General features: G+C 62.6%; 11 protein-coding genes. 7 read left to right on the top strand and 4 right to left on the bottom strand.

Features of this window, described 5'->3' with window-relative positions:
• Positions 1 to 36 precede the first annotated feature (36 nt).
• Both sucD and sucC read right to left on the bottom strand, forming a co-directional pair.
• Positions 37 to 912 carry a succinate--CoA ligase subunit alpha gene (gene sucD, locus QQJ96_RS10395; protein ID WP_284331928.1) on the bottom strand — a complete coding sequence of 292 codons (876 nt, stop codon included), beginning with the start codon at positions 910 to 912 and terminating at the stop codon, positions 37 to 39.
• A gap of 13 nt (positions 913 to 925) precedes the next feature.
• On the bottom strand, positions 926 to 2,086 hold the full coding sequence (gene sucC / locus QQJ96_RS10390; RefSeq protein WP_284331927.1) for an ADP-forming succinate--CoA ligase subunit beta: 1,161 nt from the start codon (positions 2,084 to 2,086) through the stop codon (positions 926 to 928).
• A 459-nt stretch (positions 2,087 to 2,545) separates the two neighbouring features.
• On the opposite strand from sucC, the gene QQJ96_RS10385 reads away from it, so the two are divergent.
• Positions 2,546 to 4,171, top strand: coding sequence for a sensor histidine kinase (locus tag QQJ96_RS10385; protein ID WP_284331926.1), 1,626 nt, complete (start codon positions 2,546 to 2,548; stop codon positions 4,169 to 4,171).
• On the opposite strand, the gene QQJ96_RS10380 is transcribed toward QQJ96_RS10385, so the two are convergent.
• The gene (locus QQJ96_RS10380) at positions 4,125 to 4,961 is read right to left on the bottom strand and encodes a DoxX family protein (RefSeq protein WP_284331925.1); all 837 of its coding nucleotides are present in this window, start codon (positions 4,959 to 4,961) and stop codon (positions 4,125 to 4,127) included. The genes QQJ96_RS10385 and QQJ96_RS10380 overlap by 47 nt on opposite strands.
• 235 nt (positions 4,962 to 5,196) lie before the next feature.
• Positions 5,197 to 6,159: a LacI family DNA-binding transcriptional regulator gene (locus QQJ96_RS10375; RefSeq protein ID WP_284332121.1), complete on the bottom strand. Its 963-nt coding sequence runs from the start codon at positions 6,157 to 6,159 to the stop codon at positions 5,197 to 5,199.
• 314 nt (positions 6,160 to 6,473) lie between these two features.
• Here QQJ96_RS10375 and pgmB point away from each other — a divergent pair, with 314 nt between their 5' ends.
• From pgmB to QQJ96_RS10345, 6 genes are all read left to right on the top strand, one after another.
• The gene (gene pgmB / locus QQJ96_RS10370) at positions 6,474 to 9,488 is read left to right on the top strand and encodes a beta-phosphoglucomutase (RefSeq protein WP_284331924.1); all 3,015 of its coding nucleotides are present in this window, start codon (positions 6,474 to 6,476) and stop codon (positions 9,486 to 9,488) included.
• 70 nt (positions 9,489 to 9,558) lie between these two features.
• The gene (locus QQJ96_RS10365) at positions 9,559 to 12,105 is read left to right on the top strand and encodes a TonB-dependent receptor (protein ID WP_284331923.1); all 2,547 of its coding nucleotides are present in this window, start codon (positions 9,559 to 9,561) and stop codon (positions 12,103 to 12,105) included.
• A gap of 89 nt (positions 12,106 to 12,194) precedes the next feature.
• On the top strand, positions 12,195 to 13,457 hold the full coding sequence (locus QQJ96_RS10360) for an MFS transporter (protein WP_284331922.1): 1,263 nt from the start codon (positions 12,195 to 12,197) through the stop codon (positions 13,455 to 13,457).
• Positions 13,458 to 13,502: 45 nt separating this feature from the next.
• On the top strand, positions 13,503 to 15,749 hold the full coding sequence (locus QQJ96_RS10355; RefSeq protein ID WP_284331921.1) for a glycosyl hydrolase family 95 catalytic domain-containing protein: 2,247 nt from the start codon (positions 13,503 to 13,505) through the stop codon (positions 15,747 to 15,749).
• A gap of 5 nt (positions 15,750 to 15,754) precedes the next feature.
• Positions 15,755 to 17,575 (top strand): putative 2OG-Fe(II) oxygenase, encoded by a 1,821-nt coding sequence (locus QQJ96_RS10350; RefSeq protein ID WP_284331920.1) that lies wholly within the window; start codon positions 15,755 to 15,757, stop codon positions 17,573 to 17,575.
• 99 nt (positions 17,576 to 17,674) lie between these two features.
• Positions 17,675 to 19,342, top strand: a complete 1,668-nt coding sequence (locus QQJ96_RS10345; RefSeq protein WP_404649217.1) for a trehalase family glycosidase — start codon at positions 17,675 to 17,677, stop codon at positions 19,340 to 19,342.
• Positions 19,343 to 19,515: the final 173 nt, after the last annotated feature.

Here is a 19,515-nt window from a genome sequence, read left to right as displayed (position 1 = left end):
GCTGCGGCCCTTTGTGCATCGGTCGTATCGACCCGATTACTTCTTCAGCAAACCCGCCAGCGTCTTGCCGAGGTCCGCCGGCGACTTCACCGTGGTGACGCCCGCCTTTTCCAGCGCGGCGAACTTGGCCGCTGCCGTGCCCTTGCCACCGGAGATGATGGCGCCGGCATGGCCCATGCGCTTGCCGGCCGGAGCCGAGGCGCCCGCGATGAAGGACACCACCGGCTTCTTGACGTACTCGCCGATGAACTCCGCCGCTTCTTCCTCGGCGCTGCCGCCGATCTCGCCGACCATGATGATGCCTTCGGTCTGCGGATCGTCCTGGAACAGCTTCAGGCAGTCGATGAAGTTCAGGCCGTTGATCGGGTCACCGCCGATGCCGATACAGGTGGACTGGCCCAGGCCTTCGTTGGTGGTCTGGAACACGGCTTCATAGGTCAGCGTGCCGGAGCGCGACACGATGCCGACCTTGCCCGGCTTGTGGATGTGGCCCGGCATGATGCCGATCTTGCATTCGCCCGGGGTAATGATGCCGGGGCAGTTCGGGCCGATCAGCACGGTTTCCGGATGCTGCGCCAGCACGTTCTTCACGCGCAGCATGTCCAGCACCGGGATGCCTTCGGTGATGGTGACGATCACGCGCACGCCGGCATCGATCGCTTCGAGGATCGAGTCGGCCGCGAACGGCGGCGGTACGAAGATCACCGACGCGTCGGCGCCGGTTTCGTCGACCGCTTCGGCCACGCTGTTGAAGACCGGCAAGCCGATGTGCTCGCTACCACCCTTGCCCGGGGTTACGCCGCCGACCACCTTGGTGCCGTAGTCGATCGCCTGCTCGGCGTGGAAGGTGCCCTGCTGGCCGGTAAAGCCCTGCACGATCACCTTGGTGTTTTTATTGACCAATACGCTCATGACTCAAAACTCCTCACTTCGCGGCAGCCACGGCTTTCTTCGCCGCGTCGTTGAGATCGTCAGCCGGCGTGATCGCCAGGCCGGAGTTGGCCAGCATTTCGCGGCCCTTCTCCACGTTGGTGCCCTGCAGGCGCACCACCACCGGAATCTTCAGACCCACTTCCTTCACCGCGGCGATGATGCCTTCGGCGATCAGGTCGCAGCGAACGATGCCGCCGAAGATGTTGACCAGGATGGCCTTCACCTTGTCGGAGGAAAGAATCAGCTTGAATGCCTCGGTGACGCGCTCCTTGGTGGCGCCGCCGCCGACGTCGAGGAAGTTGGCCGGCTCGCCGCCCGCCAGCTTGATCACGTCCATGGTGGCCATGGCCAGACCCGCGCCGTTGACCATGCAGCCGATGTTGCCGTCCATGGTCACGTAGTTGAGGTTGTGCTGCACGGCAGCCGCTTCGGCCGCGTCTTCCTGCGTAAGGTCACGCATCTTGGCCAGGTCCGCATGGCGGAACTCGGCGTTGTCGTCGGAGTTCACCTTGCCGTCGAGCGCGGCGAGGTTGCCGTCTTCGAGGATGGCCAGCGGGTTGAGCTCGACCAGCGAGAGATCCTTCTCGTTGAAGAGCTTGTACAGGCCCAGCATGATCTTGGTGAGCTGCGTGACCTGCTTGGGATTGAGGTCCATCGCAAAGCCGAGCTGGCGGCACTGGTAGGGCTGCAGGCCTTCGACGAAATCCACCACGATGGTGTGGATGTCTTCCGGCGTTTCGCGGGCGACTTGTTCGATGTCCACGCCGCCGTGCTTGGAGGCGATGAAGGTGACCGCTTTGCTGTCGCGGTCGACCAGGATCGACAGGTACAGCTCCTTGGCGATATCGGTGGCATCGGTCACCAGCACCAGGTTCACCGGCAGCGCACGGCCGGCGGACTGGTAGGTTTCCATGTTCTTGCCCAGCATGCCCTTGGCGGCGGCGTGGACGTCATCCAGGCTCTTGCAGAACTTCACGCCGCCGGCCTTGCCGCGACCGCCTGCGTGGATCTGGGCCTTGACCATCCACTGCGAACCACCCAGGTGCTTGGCGGCGTCGACGGCGGCGTCGGGGGAACTTGCGACTTTGCCCGGCGGCACGGCGATGCCGTACTGCGCGAACAACTCTTTGGCCTGGTACTCGTGGAAATTCATTCGCTACCTCGAGTGAATGGGAAAGGATCGAGCCTGCGCGGTAGCCACGGCACAGACTTGGGGGAACGGACGGCGGTGTTTCGCACTACCGGCGTGCAGTGCGCCGTGGCCATGCCTCGACATGGGGAAAACCGCGCAATACGGCCTGCTATTTTCGCGGAAGCGGGATGGGATGGAAAGGGGCCATAAAAATCGGCTCTTTGCGCTCGCCCCTTCCCCCTTCCGGGGAGAAGCACCTACCCCCGACTTGATCGGGCTTGGGATGAGGGGCCCATCTCGCGCCGCCCACCACAAGGGTGCAAGGTTCGGTAGGATGGGGGCCAAGGGTCAATCTTTCGAAAGTGGTGCATCGAAGTTCGCTTCGATGTTGTTATTTCGCAAGATTGTTCCCCACCCCACCCTCTCCCCAAAGGGAGAGGGAGACCTGAGCAGTCACCCACCCTATCGAGCGTCCGCCCCGTGTCCAGCCGCGCGATCGTCGATTCGCCCAACAGCACGACCACCCGCCACGAACTGCTGTTTCTGAATTATTTCCGGCTGGCCCAGGCGCTGGTCTATGTCGGGCTGGCCTTCACCCCCAGCGGGATGGGCTGGCCCCACCTGAACAACGTCGACCTCGCCCACCTGGTGGCGGCCGGCTACCTGCTGTTCGCCCTGGCGGTGATCTCGATCACCCACCTGACCAAGGCACTGGGCTGGCTGGGCGTGCTGGGCACCTTGCTGGTGGACATCGTCGCGGCGGTGCTGGCGATCATCGCCATGAATGATGCGCGCATCGGCATTGCCATGATGCTGGCGGTAAATCTGGCCTGCGGCGCGCTGCTGCTGCCATTGCGGCTGGCACTGTTTCTTGCGGCGCTGGCCACGCTGGGGGTCCTGGGACGCACCCTGTTTTCCCTGCCGCACCCCGTGCCCGCGGCCGTCGACGACCGCGATTTCCTCGAATCAGGCCTGTTCGGCATGGCCTATTTCGCGATCGTGGTCCTTTGCAATGTGCTCGGTCGCCAATTGCGTGCCAGCGAAGCACTGGCCGAACAGCGCAGCATCGACCTGGTCAATCTGGCCCAGGTCAACGAACTGATCATCCGTCGCATGAAGACCGGCGTGATGCTGGTGGACGACGCCAATCGCATTCACCAGATCAACGAATCGGCCTGGATGCTGCTGGGCAATCCTTCCTCCGACCAGCGTGACCTGGGCCGGGTGGCGCCGGAACTGTCGCGGCGCCTGTACCACTGGATCACCTCAGGCAAGTTGGACGAAACCTCCACCCAACTGGCCGACGGCATGCCGGAAGTGGTGCCGCGCTTCAGCCGCCTGGCGCCAAACGACGACTCGCTGGTGCTGATCTTCCTGGATGACACCTCCCTGGTGTCGCGCCGCGCGGAAGAACTCACCCTGGGCTCGCTCGGGCGACTTTCGGCCTCGATCGCACACGAGATCCGCAACCCGCTGGCCGCCATCCGCTACTCGGCGCAATTGCTGGCCGAATCCAATGAGATCAGCGTTACCGACCTGCGCATGGTGGAGATTATCAACAACCACTGCAGCCGCCTGAACGACATCATCGAGAACATTTTGCAGTTGTCTCGACGCGAACGCTCGCGTCCGGAAACACTGAACCTCGGCGACTGGGCGCATGGCTTTGTCGACGAATACAAGCAGGGCAACGACATCGGCAACGATTCGCTACGCGTGATCGACAACAGCGCCCAGCCAGTCATCGCGGTGGCCGACTCGCAGCAGCTGCACCAAGTGGTATGGAACCTGGTGCAGAACGCACTGCGCTACGGCCGCATGCCCGGCGAGCCGGCCCGCGTGCTGGTGGTAGTGCGGCACGGCGAGCATGGTGTGCCGATCCTGGAAGTGATCGACCGCGGCCCGGGCATCGCCCCGAAAGTGGCGGCCCAGATCTTCGAGCCGTTCTACACCACGCACGAGTACGGCACCGGGCTGGGGCTTTATCTGGCTCGCCAGATGGCGGAGGCGAACCAGGCGGCGCTGGAATATGTGCGCGTGGCCGGTGGCGGGAGCTGCTTCAGGCTCGTGCTGACGCCGCCGGTGCGGATCGAGCCGACTGTGTAGGTGATGTAGCCAGTTCAATTTTTCGGTTGCGCGAGCTATCCAAAGAAACCAACGACACCTCCCCATAGGAGGCCGCCACGATCCAGCTTGCCGCCGTATAGACCGCCGAAATCATCAACCCCGTCCACGCGAACCGTTGTGAGGGCGCATCCACCACCCATGGGATCCACACCAGCACGGTGAAGCCACCCATCATCCACGCTTCCAGCGTTGCGGCCAGGCGTGGCACTACATTCAGGGCGATCGCCAGGCCGGCGGCGATATGCGCAATGCCGGTGAAACAGGCCCAGCCCATGCGGAAGGGAAGCCAGCCCGGCACCATATCGGTCGTTCCCTGCACATACACCAGGTGCTCCAGTCCGATCAGCGGCAGCGCCAAAGCGAACGCGATGCGCGCCGTACGCAGCGCATTCATACCCGCCAACGAAGCAAAATAGGGTTTGTCTTGCGGCGTTGCCGTGCCGGCATACAGCACCCAGCACGCTGCCGCCAGGGTCACGATTTCGGGGCAGCAGGTGAATTCATGCATCGGTATGCGCACTACCAGCAACCACAATAGCGTATAGGCCATCATCGTCAGTGCTGCCGGTAGCAAGCTGCGTCGCGCCAGTAATCCGGCACCACCCACAACCATGACGGCACCGGACAGCATCGCCAGCCACGCACGGCCCGGCACCCCTTGGGGCACCGGTTGCCATACCAAAGCGAAGTCCTGCGAGAACAGGCTGAGCAGACCCAGCGTCACGAACGCTAGGGCGAACACCATGCGAGCGCTATCGGCATTGCGCATATAGGGAATCTCCCGCAGTCATCGATACGCCCATTCAAACGGTAGCGATCCGCGACGCAAGAGCCAATCAGGCGGCAGCCGACCAAGCCAATTCCCGAGGATGCCCTGATCTATTCCACATGCCCGACATGACGTCCCGAAGGCCCGCAGGGTGTGTCGCGCGGCACAGCGTGTAGGCTGGGATGACAATCCCAGCATCGTGATGCCGTGTGGAAGCTGGGATTACCATCCCAGCCTATGTGGAGCGCACTACCAAGGTGGTCGCCATCATCTGCGACTGCACCGGCTGGCCATGGATCATCGCCAGCACCTTGCGTGCCAGCAGCACGCCGCCCTCCTGCCAGTTCTGGCGCACGCTGCTCAAAGGCGGCAGGAAGCTCGCACCTAGCGGCGTGTCGTCGTAGCCGATCACCGACACATCATTGGGCACCGATTGCCCCAGCTCGACCAGCGCGCGGATCGCGCCCATCGCCAACAAGTCGCTGCAGGCGAAGATAGCGTCGAACCGCACTTTGCGTGCCGCCAGCGAACGCACGGCATCGACGCCCGATTCCAGGGTGAAATCAGCCCTGCGCAACAGCAGCGGCTTGATGCCATGCCGGGCGAGCTCGTCGACGAAACCGAACAGGCGCTGCGCCATCTCGGGGTGATCGGGGTTGCCGATGAACACCGGATGCCGCCGGCCGATGGAAAGAAAGCGCTCCGCCGCAATGACACCGCCCTGGCGGTTGTCGCTGCCTACGACCGTATGGCTATCGCCTCCCTCGCCCGCCGCTCCCCATACCACCATCGGCAAACCAAGCTTGTCATACGTGCGCACTGCGTCCTGGTGCACGCCCTGACCCAGCAGAATCAGACCATCAGCCGCTTGTACGGCGGCGTGGGAGGCGCCCTGGCGGGTGGTAAGCAGCACGCTGTACCCGGCCGAAGTGAGCTCTTGCGAAATACCGCCGAGCAGCGACAGCGGATAGGGATCCCACATGGTGCGCTCGGAGGAGGGCTTCATTTCCACGATCACCGCCACCGTTTGGCTGCGGCGCAGGCGCAAATTGCGCGCACTGACGTTTAACTTGTAGCCATGCTTGCGCGCCAGGGCCTGGACCCGTTCGCGGGTCTCGACGTTGACCAGCGGGCTTTCGCTCAAGGCCCGCGACACGGTGATCTTGGATACCCCCGCCAGCTCGGCCAGGTCCGCCATAGTGAGGCTGGGACGTTGCGCAAGAGGTTGTTTTTTCTTGGCCTGCGTCAAACGGTGACCCCCTGATAAGCGCATCGGCGCAGTGAGCGGTACGGCCCGCCAAGTGTGCCCGAGGACTACCCCTTCCTCCAATTGCGGCTCCAAACGCAGACCCAAACCGACCACATTTCCGCCACGCAGGCCGGGGCATCATGATGCGGTGCAGCGATGATATCGATATCTTGATATCGATATCATTCGATCTGTATGCTCGCGCCCCATGGTCGAGTCCGGCCGCTGGGAAGACCCATCCGAAGATGCCAAGGGGAGAATGCGTGCACAGCCACGATGGACAAGCGATAGCCATGGAGCCGGCGCAGACATCTGCGGACCCCTGGCGGGTGGTGCACGCGAGACGTCCCCTGGGATTCGAACTGGCCAAGCTGGAGAGCTTGTTCGCTCTGGCCAACGGCACGCTCGGCGTGCGTGGCGGGCTGGAAGAAGATCGCAGCCCCACCCAGGGCACTTTTCTTACCGGGGTGTGGGAACGCACGCCGATCGAATACCACGAGCGCTTCCCCGGCTTCGCCCGTAGCACCGATACCCGCATCCCGGTACCGGATGGCGTGCGTATCGGTTTGCGCCTGGGCGATGCACCGGTGCACCTGCGCGAAGGCGAGTGGCTGGCGTTCGAGCAGGCACTGGACCTGCGCACCGGCGGCCTGGAACGAACGTTGCGCTGGCGCTCTCCCGCTGGCGCCACTCTGGAGATCGAGGCCGAACGCATTGTTCCCCTTGAGACGCCGAACCTGCTGTGTATTCGCTACCGCGTCACCTCAGTGGACTACAGCGGTCCGATCACGCTGGAATCGGCGCTAGTGGCCAGCATCAACGCCGCCGAGCAGGGCGACGACCCGCGTATCGGTACCCGCGTAAAAGGCGGCCTGAGCGTTACGGCTTCCGATGCCGATCGCACCCTGGCCTCGATCTGCCAGCGCACGCAGAACAGTCATATCCGCCTGGCCTGCGGCCAGCGCCACCGCGTAATGCAAACCCAGCTCGCCTTCGCCCGCGCGATCATCGAAGACGACGGCGGCGTGCAGCAGCACTACGTAGCGGAGATGCATCCGGGTGACAGTGTGGTGCTGGAGAAATTCGTAGCCTATGCCTGGAGCCGCCCCGAAGGCGGCGAGAGCGAGGCAGCCTTACTTGATGCCGTCGCCACGACGCTCGAACGCGCGCTGACCTTGGATTTCGATACCCACCGTGCCGACCAGGCACGGGCCTTTGCCGCGTTCTGGCAAGCCGCGGACCTGGAAATCCAAGGCGATACTGCCGTCGAGCAGGCGCTGCGCTTCAATCTGTTCCATCTGATGCAGTCCACGCCCCGGGACGGCAGTGGCAGCGCGGCAGCGAAGGGACTGACCGGCGAAGGCTACGAAGGCCATTATTTCTGGGATGCCGAAGCCTTCATCCTGCCAGTGCTCGCGCTCACCTCGCCCAAGCACGCACGCAGCATGCTCCAATACCGCGTCCACACACTCGATCGTGCGCGCAATCATGCGCGCGAGATGAATCATCCGGCTGGCGCCTTGTATGCGTGGCGCACAATCAGCGGCGACGAGTGCTCGGCCTACTTCCCCTCCGGCTCGGCGCAATACCACATCAACGCGGCGATCGCCTTCGCGATCCGTCTCTATGTGGAAGCCACTGGCGATATCGATTTCCTGGTGCAGGGCGGCGCCGAGGTGCTGTTCGAAACCGCTCGCCTGTGGCATCACGTGGGCGGCTACAACCCCCGTCGCGGCAACGCGTTCTGCATCTGCCAAGTAACCGGTCCGGACGAATACACCGCGCTGGTCGACAACAACTACTACACCAATCACATGGCGCAGCAGCATCTGCGCTACGCCGCATCGATCGCCTCACAACTGGGGCGCGAGCGTCCGCATGACTACACCCGCATAGCCACGCAGCTGGAGCTGTCGGACAGGGAAATCGCCGCGTGGCTGGCCGCCGCCGATGCGATGTATCTGCCGGTGGATCCTGAATTGGGCATCTTTCCGCAGGACGACGACTTCCTCGACAAGCCGCGCCTGCCGATCGCGCGCCCGAGCGAGCATGGGCATCGTCCGTTGCTGCTGCAGCTGCATCCGCTGACGATCTATCGCCACCAGGTGTGCAAGCAGGCGGACGTGCTGCAAGCTTTTGTGCTGGCCGGCAACGCCATCGACAAGCAAACCAAGCAGCGCAACTTCGATTACTACGAAGGTGTCACTGTCCACGATTCCACGCTATCGGCCTCCACCTTCAGCGTGGTTGCCGCCGAAGTGGGCTACGCGCAAAAGGCATACAGCTATTTCCTCGACACGCTGCGCGTCGATCTGGACAACCTGCACGGCAATACCTCGCACGGCGTACACATGGCGGCGATGGCAGGCAGCTGGCTGGCGCTGGCCTGGGGTTTCGGTGGCATGCGCGTCGTCGACGGCCGCCCGGCCTTTGAGCCCACCCTGCCTGCGTCGTGGGGCAGCTATCGTTTTGGCGTGCGCTGGCGCGATCACCATATCCGCGTCAAGGTGAAGAAGGACCGCGTGGAATACGCAATCACCGAGGGCGCACAGCTGGAAATCCTCCACCGCGGCAAGACGGTGGTGCTAAACGCCGGTCATACGGTCAGTCTTCCCCTGCATGCACCAACACTCCCGGCGCTGAAAGCCGTCATCTTCGATCTAGACGGGGTGATCGCCGATACCGCCGTCGTCCACGACGCCGCGTGGAAACGGCTCGCCTCGGAAATCGGCGTGGCGTTCGATGATTCGATGGGCGAGCGACTCAAGGGCGTCGATCGCCGCGGCTCACTGGAAATCCTGCTGGAACGCGCATCGCGCGCGTATTCCGAAGATGAGAAAGAAGCGCTCGCCTCGCGCAAGAACGACTACTACCGCCAGCAAATCGAAACCTTCGGCCCGCAAAACCTGTTGCCTGGCGCGCGCCATACGGTCGAATCGGTACGTCGCGCAGGCTTGAAGACCGCACTGGCCTCCGCCAGCCGCAATGCACCGCTTTTGCTGGAAAGACTCGGCATCGCGAGCTTGTTCGACTACGTGGTGGACGCCAACCACATCCGTCGCGCCAAGCCCGATCCGGAGATTTTCCTGGCCGCCGCGCACGGCCTCGGCTTGGAGCCGAGCGAGTGTCTGGGCGTGGAGGACGCCGCGGCAGGGATCGCCAGCATTCACGCAGCGGGGATGAAAGCTGTGGGTGTTGGCCAGGCGCAAGCCCTGGCCGAGGCCGATTTGCTGGTGCCGAACGTTGCCGCGTTCGACATCGGTTTGTTTACGACATAAGCGGCTAACAGGCGCGGTCAAGCGGCGCCGAATCACAAACGAATCACGAATCAGTTGGGGAGAACGTTCGATGAAGACCAAGCCTTTCACACGCGTTGCGTTGTCGGCAGCCATCACCGCATCACTCATGTCAGGCGCAGTGTATGCGCAAGACAATGGCCAGACGCAAAGTGCATCAACTACACCCGCGCCCACCACCCAAAGCAGCAATACGCAGCCCAAAGCCAACGCCAAGAACACCCAAACATTGCAGCAGGTGGTGGTGACTGGCACAGCCACCGCCGGCGGCATCAAGAAAATCGACGCCAGCTATTCGATCACGAGCGTCTCCGCCCAGCAGATCCAGCTGGATAACCCCAAGAGCGCCGCCGATCTGCTCAAGACCTCCCCGGGCGTTTGGCCCGAGTCCACCGGCGGCCAGACCGGCGCCAACATTGAAGTGGCCGGCTTTCCGGGCGGCGGCGACGCCCCCTTCTACACCAACCAGATCATGGGCACGCCGCTCTACGGCATGCCTTCGCTGTCGTTCTTCGAACAGAGCTCGATGTTCCGCCTGGACGACACCATCGACCACGTGGAAATCCTGCAAGGCGGCCCGTCGGTAGTGTTCGGTGACGGCCAGATCGGCCTGACCTCCAACTACATCCTCAAGCAAGGGACGGACAAGCCTTCCGGCGACATCGGCCTGACCACCGGCACCGATGGCTTGAAGCGCGTCGATGGCTTCTATGGCTTCAAGATCGCCGACAGCTGGTACGGCAGCGCGGGCGGCTTCTATCGCGATTCCGACGGCGTGCGCAACCCGCAGTTTGCTGCCGACAAGGGCGGCCAGCTGACCGCAACGCTGACTCACGACACCGACAATGGCGAGTTCATGCTTTGGACCCGCTACCTCGATGACAAGAACCAGTTCATCACCCCGATTCCGCTGGTGCAGACCGGCTCGGGCACCTTCGCCGCCTATCCGGGCTTCAACCCGCTGACCTCCACCTACTACAGCAGGGCCCTGCAGCACGTGTACCTGGAAAGCTATCCGGGTGGCGGCACCAGCGCGAATCTGGCCGACGGCCGTGGCGCCAAGCTGGGCTTCCTCGGCGCCAACTTTGATCATGACTTCGGCGGCGGCTGGTCGATCAGCGAGAAGATCCTGTATGACGGCGGCAACATGGACACCAATGCACTGTTTTCGGGTAACAATCCCGAGACGCTCAGTGCGTGGGAATCTGGCAACGCCGTACCCGCAGGCGTTCCGGTCACCGCCAGTTACAGCAATGGCGCCGGCCTGGTCACCGACCCGAACACGGACGTGATCAGCCAGGGCTGGTGGCACATCCACAAAAACATCCAAAACCTCATCAATGATTTCCGCGTCAGCAAGGAATTGTTCGAGGGCAATACGCTGACTGCCGGCCTGTACCTGGCGCACTACACCGACAACGATCGCTGGTCGCTCGGTAACCCGATGCTGATGACCAATACGCCCAACGCGACACCGATTGCCGTGAGCTACGTGCAGGGCGGGAATACCTATTACGTGACCAATCCGCAGGGCATCATTTACAACGGCGGCTACAACATCACCGAGAACGGCAAGGCCACCAACAAGGCGTTCTACCTGTCCGATTCCTGGAAACTCGAACAATGGCTGTTCGATGCCTCGGTGCGCGTCGAGAACGAAAACGCCCATAACAACGTCTGTAACCTGTCCAACGTCAATATCGACGGCAATCCCTACACGCTGTACGACAATAGCGTGGCGATGTGCAATGGCTCCTATGCGCATACCTCTTACAACAAGACGCATACCTCCTGGACGGTCGGCGCCACCTACAAGATCCTGGACAACATGTCCGTGTACGCCCGCGCCAACAAGGGTGCGCACTTCAACAGCTTCGACGACCTGCGCGGCAGCAATACCGGCGACACGCCGCCACTGCTGAAGATCGAGAACTTCGAAGTCGGCTACAAGTACCAGATCCCGCAGTTCAGCGCCGACGTGTCGTTCTACCATCGCCTGTTTGACGGCCTGAGCTATCAGCCCTCGTACCTGGGCGTGCCGACCGGTTCCAAGGCGACCTACGGTTCGGACACCAAGGGCGTCAATTTCATCATGAGCTATACCAGCCCGAACCGCTTTTTCTCGCTCACCTGGTCGGGCGACTGGATGGATGGCCACTACTCGCACTTCCTGGGCAACGTTGCGTTCTACGGCCTGCCCACGGCCGGCAATCCCAGCGGCATCTTCTATACCAACATCAATGGTCAGCAGCTGCAGCGTCAGCCGAAGTTCCAGTTCCGCCTGATGCCTGCCGTGCGCATCCCCACCACCTATGGCGACATGCGCCTGATGCTGACCTGGGAGCACGTGGGTGACCATACCCAGGATCAGACCGGCCTGCAGCAGCTGGGTAGTTACGACGACTTAGGGATCAGCGCACAATACAACTACGGTCCCAACTGGGTCTTTACCCTGGCGGGCTCGAACGTGACCAATGCGCTAGGCCTTACCGAGTCCAATTCGCGTATCGCCGGCTCGGCCGCGGGGTCCAGCGGGGTGATCCTGGCCCGACCGCTGGAAGGCCACGAGTACAACTTCCAGGTGAAGTACCAGTTCTAAGCAAGCGCTAATCGTTGCTCCTGGCGGCCCGGACCGGCACCTGCCGGCCCGGGCCGCGTTCTCCTTAAGGTCGCCCGCCCGAGGTCTACATGAACCGGATTCGCATGATCGCCGCGCTCGCCCTGATCTACATGGTCTTTGCGATCCTGCTCAACAGCGTAGGCACGGTCATCCTGCAATCGATCTCCACCTTCGGCGTCGACAAGCCGCAAGCGAGCCTGCTGGAGCTGTTCAAGGACCTGCCGATCGCGGTCACATCCTTCCTGGTCGCATCGTTCCTTCCCCTGCTTGGCTATCGGCGCGCGATGATGGTCGCATTGGGCATCGTTGCCTGTGCTTGCGTGCTGATGCCGCTGTATCCAGGTTTCCGCACCACGGAGCTACTGTTTACCTGTGTGGGCGTGTCGTTTGCGTTGACCAAGGTGGCGGTGTATTCGTCGATCGGCCTGCTCACCGACGATAGCGGCGAACACGGCCGGCTCACCAATACCATCGAAGGGCTGTTCATGATCGGCGTGCTGCTCGCCGGCTGGCTGTTCAGCGCCTTCGTCGATCGCAGTCAGCCGGCGAATCCGTCCTGGCTGAATGTCTACTGGGTGCTGGCGCTGGTTTGCGTGCTGGTGATCTTGCTGCTTGCCACTTCGCGCCTGGACGAGTCGGCCGCCCGCACCCAGGAAACCAAGACCATGCGGGGCTCGCTGCTAGAGATGCTGCATCTGTTCCTGCGCCCGCTGGTTTACGTGTTCCTTGCTTCGGCGTTTCTGTATGTGCTGATCGAACAGAGCTTCAGCACCTGGCTGCCGACCTTCAACAACGAGATTCTGAAGCTACCCAATGCGATGAGCATCCAGGTCGCCACCATCCTCGCCGGTGCCTCGGCGCTAGGTCGCATCATTGCCGGCCAACTGCTGCGGCGCATGCGCTGGTATGTGCTGTTGAACATCTGCGTGCTTGGGATGGGCTTGCTGGTGACGCTTACCCTGCCCTTGGCCCATGGCGTGGTAGCGCGCGCCGACGTGGGCTGGCTGAACGCGCCGATCGCGGCCTACCTGATTCCATTGATCGGCCTGCTGATGGCGCCGATCTATCCGGTGATCAATTCGGTGGCGCTCAGCTCGCTGCCCAAGCCTTCACACGCGGCGATGACCGGCCTGATCGTGATCTTCTCCGCCCTCGGCGGCACGCTCGGTTCGCGCATCACGGCGATGGTGTTTTCGCGTTTCGACGGCATCCACGCGTTCTATTTCTCGTTGGTGCCGATGCTGCTGATCCTGGTCACGCTGTTCTTGTTCAAACGCGAAACCGATCGTGCCGGCAGCGCCATGGCGAGCATCACGCTGGCTATCAAATAAGGCTGTCCCGGAGCCATCGCACCACGCACTATCGCTGGAGTTTCCATGAACTTTCGCTACTTCGGCCGGCCCGGCCTGTTCCTTGCCGCTCTTGCCGTCGCGACCACGTCATATGCGGCGACCGATCCAAGCTTCGTGCTTACGGCCTCCGCCGACAACTTTGGCAACTACTTCCCCGGCTACCTGGCCAACGGCTACTTCTCGACCATGACCACGCCGCGTGGCACCGAGCCCGCGCGCGCCTACATGGTCGCGTTCATGGATTACGACAAGCAGGATGTCTCACGCCCCGCCACCATCCCTGGCTGGAGCGAGATCGACTACAACCCGGGCGGCGGCTGGATCAATGCCACCCGTCTGGACAAGAAGATCTTCGCGGACTACGCGCAAACGCTAGACATGTACGACGGCACGCTCACCACGCGCTATCGCTTCGATTATGCGAACAAGTCGACCGACGTGAAGGTCACCACCTTCGTCAGCCAGGCCGATACGCATCTTGCCGCCACCCAATTCACCATCACGCCGCATTTCGACGGCAGCGTCGAGCTGACCTTTCCCATGCGCCTATGGTCCGAGCACCAGCCGCGCTTTCCGATCGGCAGCATGAGCGGCGACCAGATGATCGCCGCCGTGATCGCCAGCGGCCAGAATCTCGACAACAAGCCGGTGCCGACACCAGACCGTGCCGCGGTGTGGTACCCCGGTTACACGCAAGTGCTCGCCAATCAGGGGAATACCAAAGAACTGACGCTGTGGCTCAACGGTCGTGCCAAGGCTGGCTTGAGCATGGCCGAAGCGGCAGCGATCCAACTGCCTACATCGATGGACATCCAGAGCGTGAAGCTCGAGCAGACCTCTGATTTGCTGTCGCTGCACATCACGGCCAAGGTAAAGCAGGGAACCACCTACACCTTTACCAAGTACCTGGCTGCGTCGCGCCAGGACTGGGGCGGTGATGCGAAAGCCGATCTCGCACTCGCCAAGCAGGCGCGCGCAACCGGCTTCGGCAGCTTGCTCGCGAGGCACCAGGCGGCATGGCATGAATTGTGGAAGTCGGACATCGTCGTGGATGGCGATCCTGCCGTGCAGAAGGCCGTGCACTCGGACCTCTACTACTTGCTGTCGAACACCACGACAGGCACCGCCTGGCCGATGGGCGCGTGCGCACTCACGCCGAACTACGCCGGCCATGCGTTCTGGGACAGCGATTCGTGGGTCTTCCCCGCGTTGCTGCTATTGCACCCGGAACGCGCCAAGCCGATCGTGATGTTCCGCCATCGCACCATGCAGCCGGCGCGCGAACGCGCCATCCAGTACGGGGCGAAGGGCACCATGTATCCGTGGGAGGCCGACCCCGAAACCGGCGTGGACAATACTCCGCATTTCGCCTATGGCGTGTATCGCGAGATCCACGTCAACGCCGACATCGCCATTGCGCAATGGCAGTATTACCTGGCCAGCGGCGACAAGGATTGGCTGAAACACGATGGTTGGCCGGTGATTCGCGAAGTGGCGCAGTTCTGGGCCAGCCGCGTTACCTACAACAAGGCCGCAGACCGCTACGAAATCATGCACGTCACTTCCCCGGACGAGGCTTACGATGACGTGCCCAACGACTCCTTCACCAATGCCGCCGCGCGTAAGGCGCTGGACATTGCCGTGGAAGCGGCAAAGACCGTTGGCGAGCCGGCCGACCCGCAGTGGACGCTGATCGCTGCGAAGATGTACATCCCGTTCCTGGAGAAAGAGCAACGGCATCTGGACTTCGACGAATCGGTGCCGCACGACAAGATCACCTGGATGGGGTCTTCCCTGGCATGGCTGATGTATCCCAACCTCGATCTTCCGATGTCGCAGACCGTGCGCCGCAACGACTTCGACTTCCAGTTGCATGAGCTGAAAGTGCACGGTGACGACCCCAATGAGATGATGATGGTGATGCTGGCCGTGGGTGCCTCGGAACTGGGGGACGCCAAAATCGCCGGCGACTGGATCGAACGCAACCTGGTCGGCTTCCTGAAACCGCCGTTCAATGTGCGCACGGAAACGGTGGCGAACAACGCGGGCTATATTCTCGCCACCTCGTCCGGCTTCCTGCAGAGCATGATTTACGGCCTGACCGGCTTGCGCATCGATGACAAAGGCCTAGATGGCGCTTACGCCCCGGTACTGCCGCCAGACTGGAAGTCTTTGACGCTGCGGCGCATCAGCTTCCGCGGCAAGCAGTACGACATAACGGTCAAGCGTAACTCGGCGGGCGGGACGGAGCTGGTTCGCACACCACTGTGATGGCAATGTCCACGCCTCCGCCCGCAGTGCTTGAAGCCATGCAGCAGATTGGCAAGATGCTGCAGGCCGGGGATTTGCGCGCCGCGCACGATCGGCTGCAGTCGATCGTCGAGCAGCATCCGGAGTATGCCGAAGGCTTGCGCTTGCTCGGTGGTGTTCGGCAAGCGCTGGGCGATGTCGAAGGGGCGGAGGCGCTATTGCGCAAGGCCATGAGAGCCGATCCGGGCTGGGCACCTACCTGGGCCTCGCTCGGCGAGCTGCTGCTGCATAGCGGTCGCCAGAACGAAGCACTACCTCTCCTGTATCGCGCCGCCCAGCGTCTACCGCATGCCGCACTGCTGCTCGCGCGTCACTACAACGATCAGCAGCGCCCGGCCGACGCGCTGGCGATCGTCGCCCCGTTGTGTGGCTCCGCCCAGGCTCCAGCAGAGTTGGTTGCACAGCACGTCGCGGCGCTTGCGGCACTCGGCCGTCAGAATGACGCCGTCGGCTTTTATCGCCAGCGGGCAGAAGCGTCGCCCAACGACCCCGCCGCCGCGCACTCGCTGGCGATAGCCTTGGCGGCAGCTTCCAGGCCCGAGGAGGCCGAACGCGTCACCCATTACGCGCTCGGACGAGGGTATCGGACGGCCGCCGCCTATTTCACCCATGCAAGCAGCCTGATCGCACTGGGCAAGCTGGAATCGGCGGAGGCTGCCCTGCGTGACTGTCTGCGGCAGGACCCGCGCCATACCGAAGCACACGATCATCTTGCCCGGCTGGTATGGCTGCGCACGGGAGATAGCGCGCAAAGCACGGCGTCGCTTGATCAAGCCTTGCAAAGATTCCAGGGCGACGAGGCATTGCTCGCCGCGAAGGCGGCAATTTTGCAGGGTGCCGGCGACGCACACGGCGCTTACCTGTGTCTATCGGCGTCGGCAGCCCATGCACAGGCTTCTCCCGCACTGCTGACCCGCGCCGGGCTGGCTGCGCTGGAATTCGATCCGATGGCCGCGTTGAAGTTGGCGGAACGCGCCTTGCAACGCTCTCCCTCTGCTGCCACGGCGAAAAACCTGCTGGCGGCAGCCTTGCTAGGCACCGGCGATGCGCGCCAGGCACTGCGCCATTGCGAAGCGCTGCTGGTCAACGCACCGGACGACCAGTACCTGATCGCCCTGCAAGCCACCGCCTGGCGTTTGCTTGGCGACGAGCGTTACGACGCCCTTTGCAACTACCCGCAACTGGTCCTTGCACAACCCCTGCAGGCGCCACCTCCATGGCAGGACCTGCCGCATTTCCTCGCTGATGTGAAGCGCAGCCTGGAGCGCTTGCACAATCCGCATGGCCATCCTTTGCTGTTCCAGTCATTGCGCCATGGCACCGAAACCACTGGCGATCTGACGCGTCATCCAGATCCTGTCATCCAGGCGCTGTTCGAGACATTCGACGCGCCAATACGCACTTACCTCGCACACATCGGTCATGGCACGGACCCGTTACGCGGCCGCAATCGCGGCACCTATCGTTTCAATGGCGGCTGGTCGGTGCGCCTGCGCAGCGCGGGCTATCACACCAACCACGTGCACCCGCGTGGCTGGATTTCCTCGGCCTTTTATGTGGACGTGCCCGACAGCATGACCCATGCCTCCAGCACGGACGGCTGCCTTGCGTTCGGACAACCCAGCATCGTGACGGCTCCGCCGTTGCCCGCCCAATATGTGGTCCGGCCCGAAGCGGGCCGGCTGGTGTTGTTTCCGTCCTATTTCTGGCATGGCACGGTGCCGTTCCACAGCGAGCAGAGCAGGCTCACCGTCGCTTTCGACGTGGTTCCTGGAGGGCCGGAATGAACACTGATGGAATCATGACGATTACGCGCCCTATTCTTTGATCTTGCACACGCGATCGGCAGCCGGCATGCCGTCGATGGCCTCGGATGGAGATTTCGAATGAAAAGCACACTTCGCCGTACGTTCGCCAATTCAAGCTCTCTCGTGCTTCTATCGGCGATGCTGGTGGCCACTGCCTCCGCCGCCCAGCCCGATCCCGCCAAGACCCGCGCTTACATCGACAAGGCCTGGGCTACGCTCACGCGCTCCCAGGACGAGTGCAAATCGTTGCTCGATCCGAAGATCAGGGCCCGTCCCGTGCTTTACCTGCCGGCGCAATTCACCGCTCCGCAGGATCTTCTGCAAGCCCAGAAGCGCTGCAATATCGACGTACACACCTTGCCGCGCAGCATCGAACAGCTCGGCGACGTCGACGCGACCAAGCTGCCCGTGCAGGGCCTGCTTTATCTGCCGCATCCCTACGTGGTGCCCGGTGGCTTTTTCAACGAGATGTACGGCTGGGACAGCTACTTCATCCTGCTGGGCCTGGTGGCCGACCATCGCACCGAGTTGGCACGCGATATGGTCGACAACGCGTTGTTCGAGGTGCAGTACTACGGTGGCGTGTTGAATGCGAACCGCAGCTATTACCTAAGCCGTTCGCAGCCGCCGTTCCTGAGCCGGATGATGGTGTCCTTGCTCAACGATCCAGCCAGCTTCCCCGACGCCGATGCCAAACGCGCGTGGCTGGAAAAGGCCTATCCGCTGGCTGTGCGCAATCACGACATCTGGACCCGGCCGGAGCATCTTGCCGGCAATACGGGCCTCGCCCGTTACTACGACTTCGGCAGCGGGCCGGTACTCGAGGCCCAGGACAGCGAGTTCTACAACGGCGTGATCAAGTGGCTGATTGCCCATCCCGGCGATAACCCTGGCTATCTGATCAAGGCGGCCCAACACCCGGATGCCGCCGAAGCGGAGCGCCTGAAAACCCAGAGCTGCGACGTGCTCGCTTCAAAAGTCTGCGCCGGCGACTGGGTCGACGGCTATCGCCTGAGCGCCGACTACTACCACGGTGACCGCGCGATGCGCGAATCCGGCTTCGATACCAATTTCCACTACGGTCCATTCGGAGGCTCGACCCATCACTACGCCGACGTGAGCTTGAACAGCCTGCTCTATCGCTATGAGATGGATCTGCACGATTTCGCGCAGCAACTCGGCAAGGCGGATGACGCCAAGCGCTGGGCGCTAGCCGCCGCGGCGCGCAAGCAAGCGATGGACAAGTACCTGTGGCGTCCGGAGTTCGGCATGTACCGTGATTATGATTTCATCGCCGGCAAGCCATCCGATGCACCCTATCTCACCACCTTTTATCCGCTGTGGGCCGGTGCGGCCTCGCCGCAGCAGGCAGCATCCGTACGCGGCAAGCTTTCCATCTTCGAATTGCCCGGCGGCCTGGCGATGGACAACCGGCCCAGCGGCGCGCAATGGAACGCTCCCTTCGGCTGGGCGCCGACCAACTGGCTCGCCGTGGCCGGTCTTGATGCCTACGGCTTCCACGAGGACGCGCATCGCATCGCCGGCAAATTCAACGCCACTATCGACCGCAGCCTGGCGGCCGACGGCACCATCCGCGAGAAATACAACATGGCCAGCGGCAATGCGAACGTAAAGGTCAGTGCGGGCTACACCACCAACGTCATCGGCTTCGGCTGGACCAACGGGGTGTACCTGATGATGGAGGAGATATTGAGCGGTACGAAGACGAAGGCTGCCGTGCCGTAGATCCGGACAAAAACCGCAATAGCCGATGCTTGCCAAATGGCGCCTCCTCCCTGCCAGGCACCTGATTAGCGTCATGTCTCAGCTGCGCGATATGCAACTCCCTCCCCTGCCTGCACCTGATTAGCGTCGAGTCTCAGCTGGTGATTTAGACAGGGGAGATCCTGGCGGCGTTC

Origin of the sequence: Dyella flagellata, from assembly GCF_030160275.1 — a bacterium.
Classification (GTDB): domain Bacteria; phylum Pseudomonadota; class Gammaproteobacteria; order Xanthomonadales; family Rhodanobacteraceae; genus Dyella_B; species Dyella_B flagellata.
This window is presented reverse-complemented; position numbering and strand designations above follow the sequence as displayed.

What these genes read in the sequence shown, in the direction of transcription:
- QQJ96_RS10345 (WP_404649217.1), top strand. Translation starts at nt 17,675, where the DNA reads ATGAAAAGCACACTTCGCCGTACGTTCGCCAATTCAAGCTCTCTCGTG.
- QQJ96_RS10355 (WP_284331921.1), top strand. Translation starts at nt 13,503, where the DNA reads ATGAACTTTCGCTACTTCGGCCGGCCCGGCCTGTTCCTTGCCGCTCTT.
- sucC (WP_284331927.1), bottom strand. Translation starts at nt 2,086, where the DNA reads ATGAATTTCCACGAGTACCAGGCCAAAGAGTTGTTCGCGCAGTACGGC.
- QQJ96_RS10375 (WP_284332121.1), bottom strand. Translation starts at nt 6,159, where the DNA reads ATGGCGGACCTGGCCGAGCTGGCGGGGGTATCCAAGATCACCGTGTCG.
- QQJ96_RS10380 (WP_284331925.1), bottom strand. Translation starts at nt 4,961, where the DNA reads ATGCGCAATGCCGATAGCGCTCGCATGGTGTTCGCCCTAGCGTTCGTG.
- QQJ96_RS10365 (WP_284331923.1), top strand. Translation starts at nt 9,559, where the DNA reads ATGAAGACCAAGCCTTTCACACGCGTTGCGTTGTCGGCAGCCATCACC.
- QQJ96_RS10360 (WP_284331922.1), top strand. Translation starts at nt 12,195, where the DNA reads ATGAACCGGATTCGCATGATCGCCGCGCTCGCCCTGATCTACATGGTC.
- sucD (WP_284331928.1), bottom strand. Translation starts at nt 912, where the DNA reads ATGAGCGTATTGGTCAATAAAAACACCAAGGTGATCGTGCAGGGCTTT.
- QQJ96_RS10350 (WP_284331920.1), top strand. Translation starts at nt 15,755, where the DNA reads ATGTCCACGCCTCCGCCCGCAGTGCTTGAAGCCATGCAGCAGATTGGC.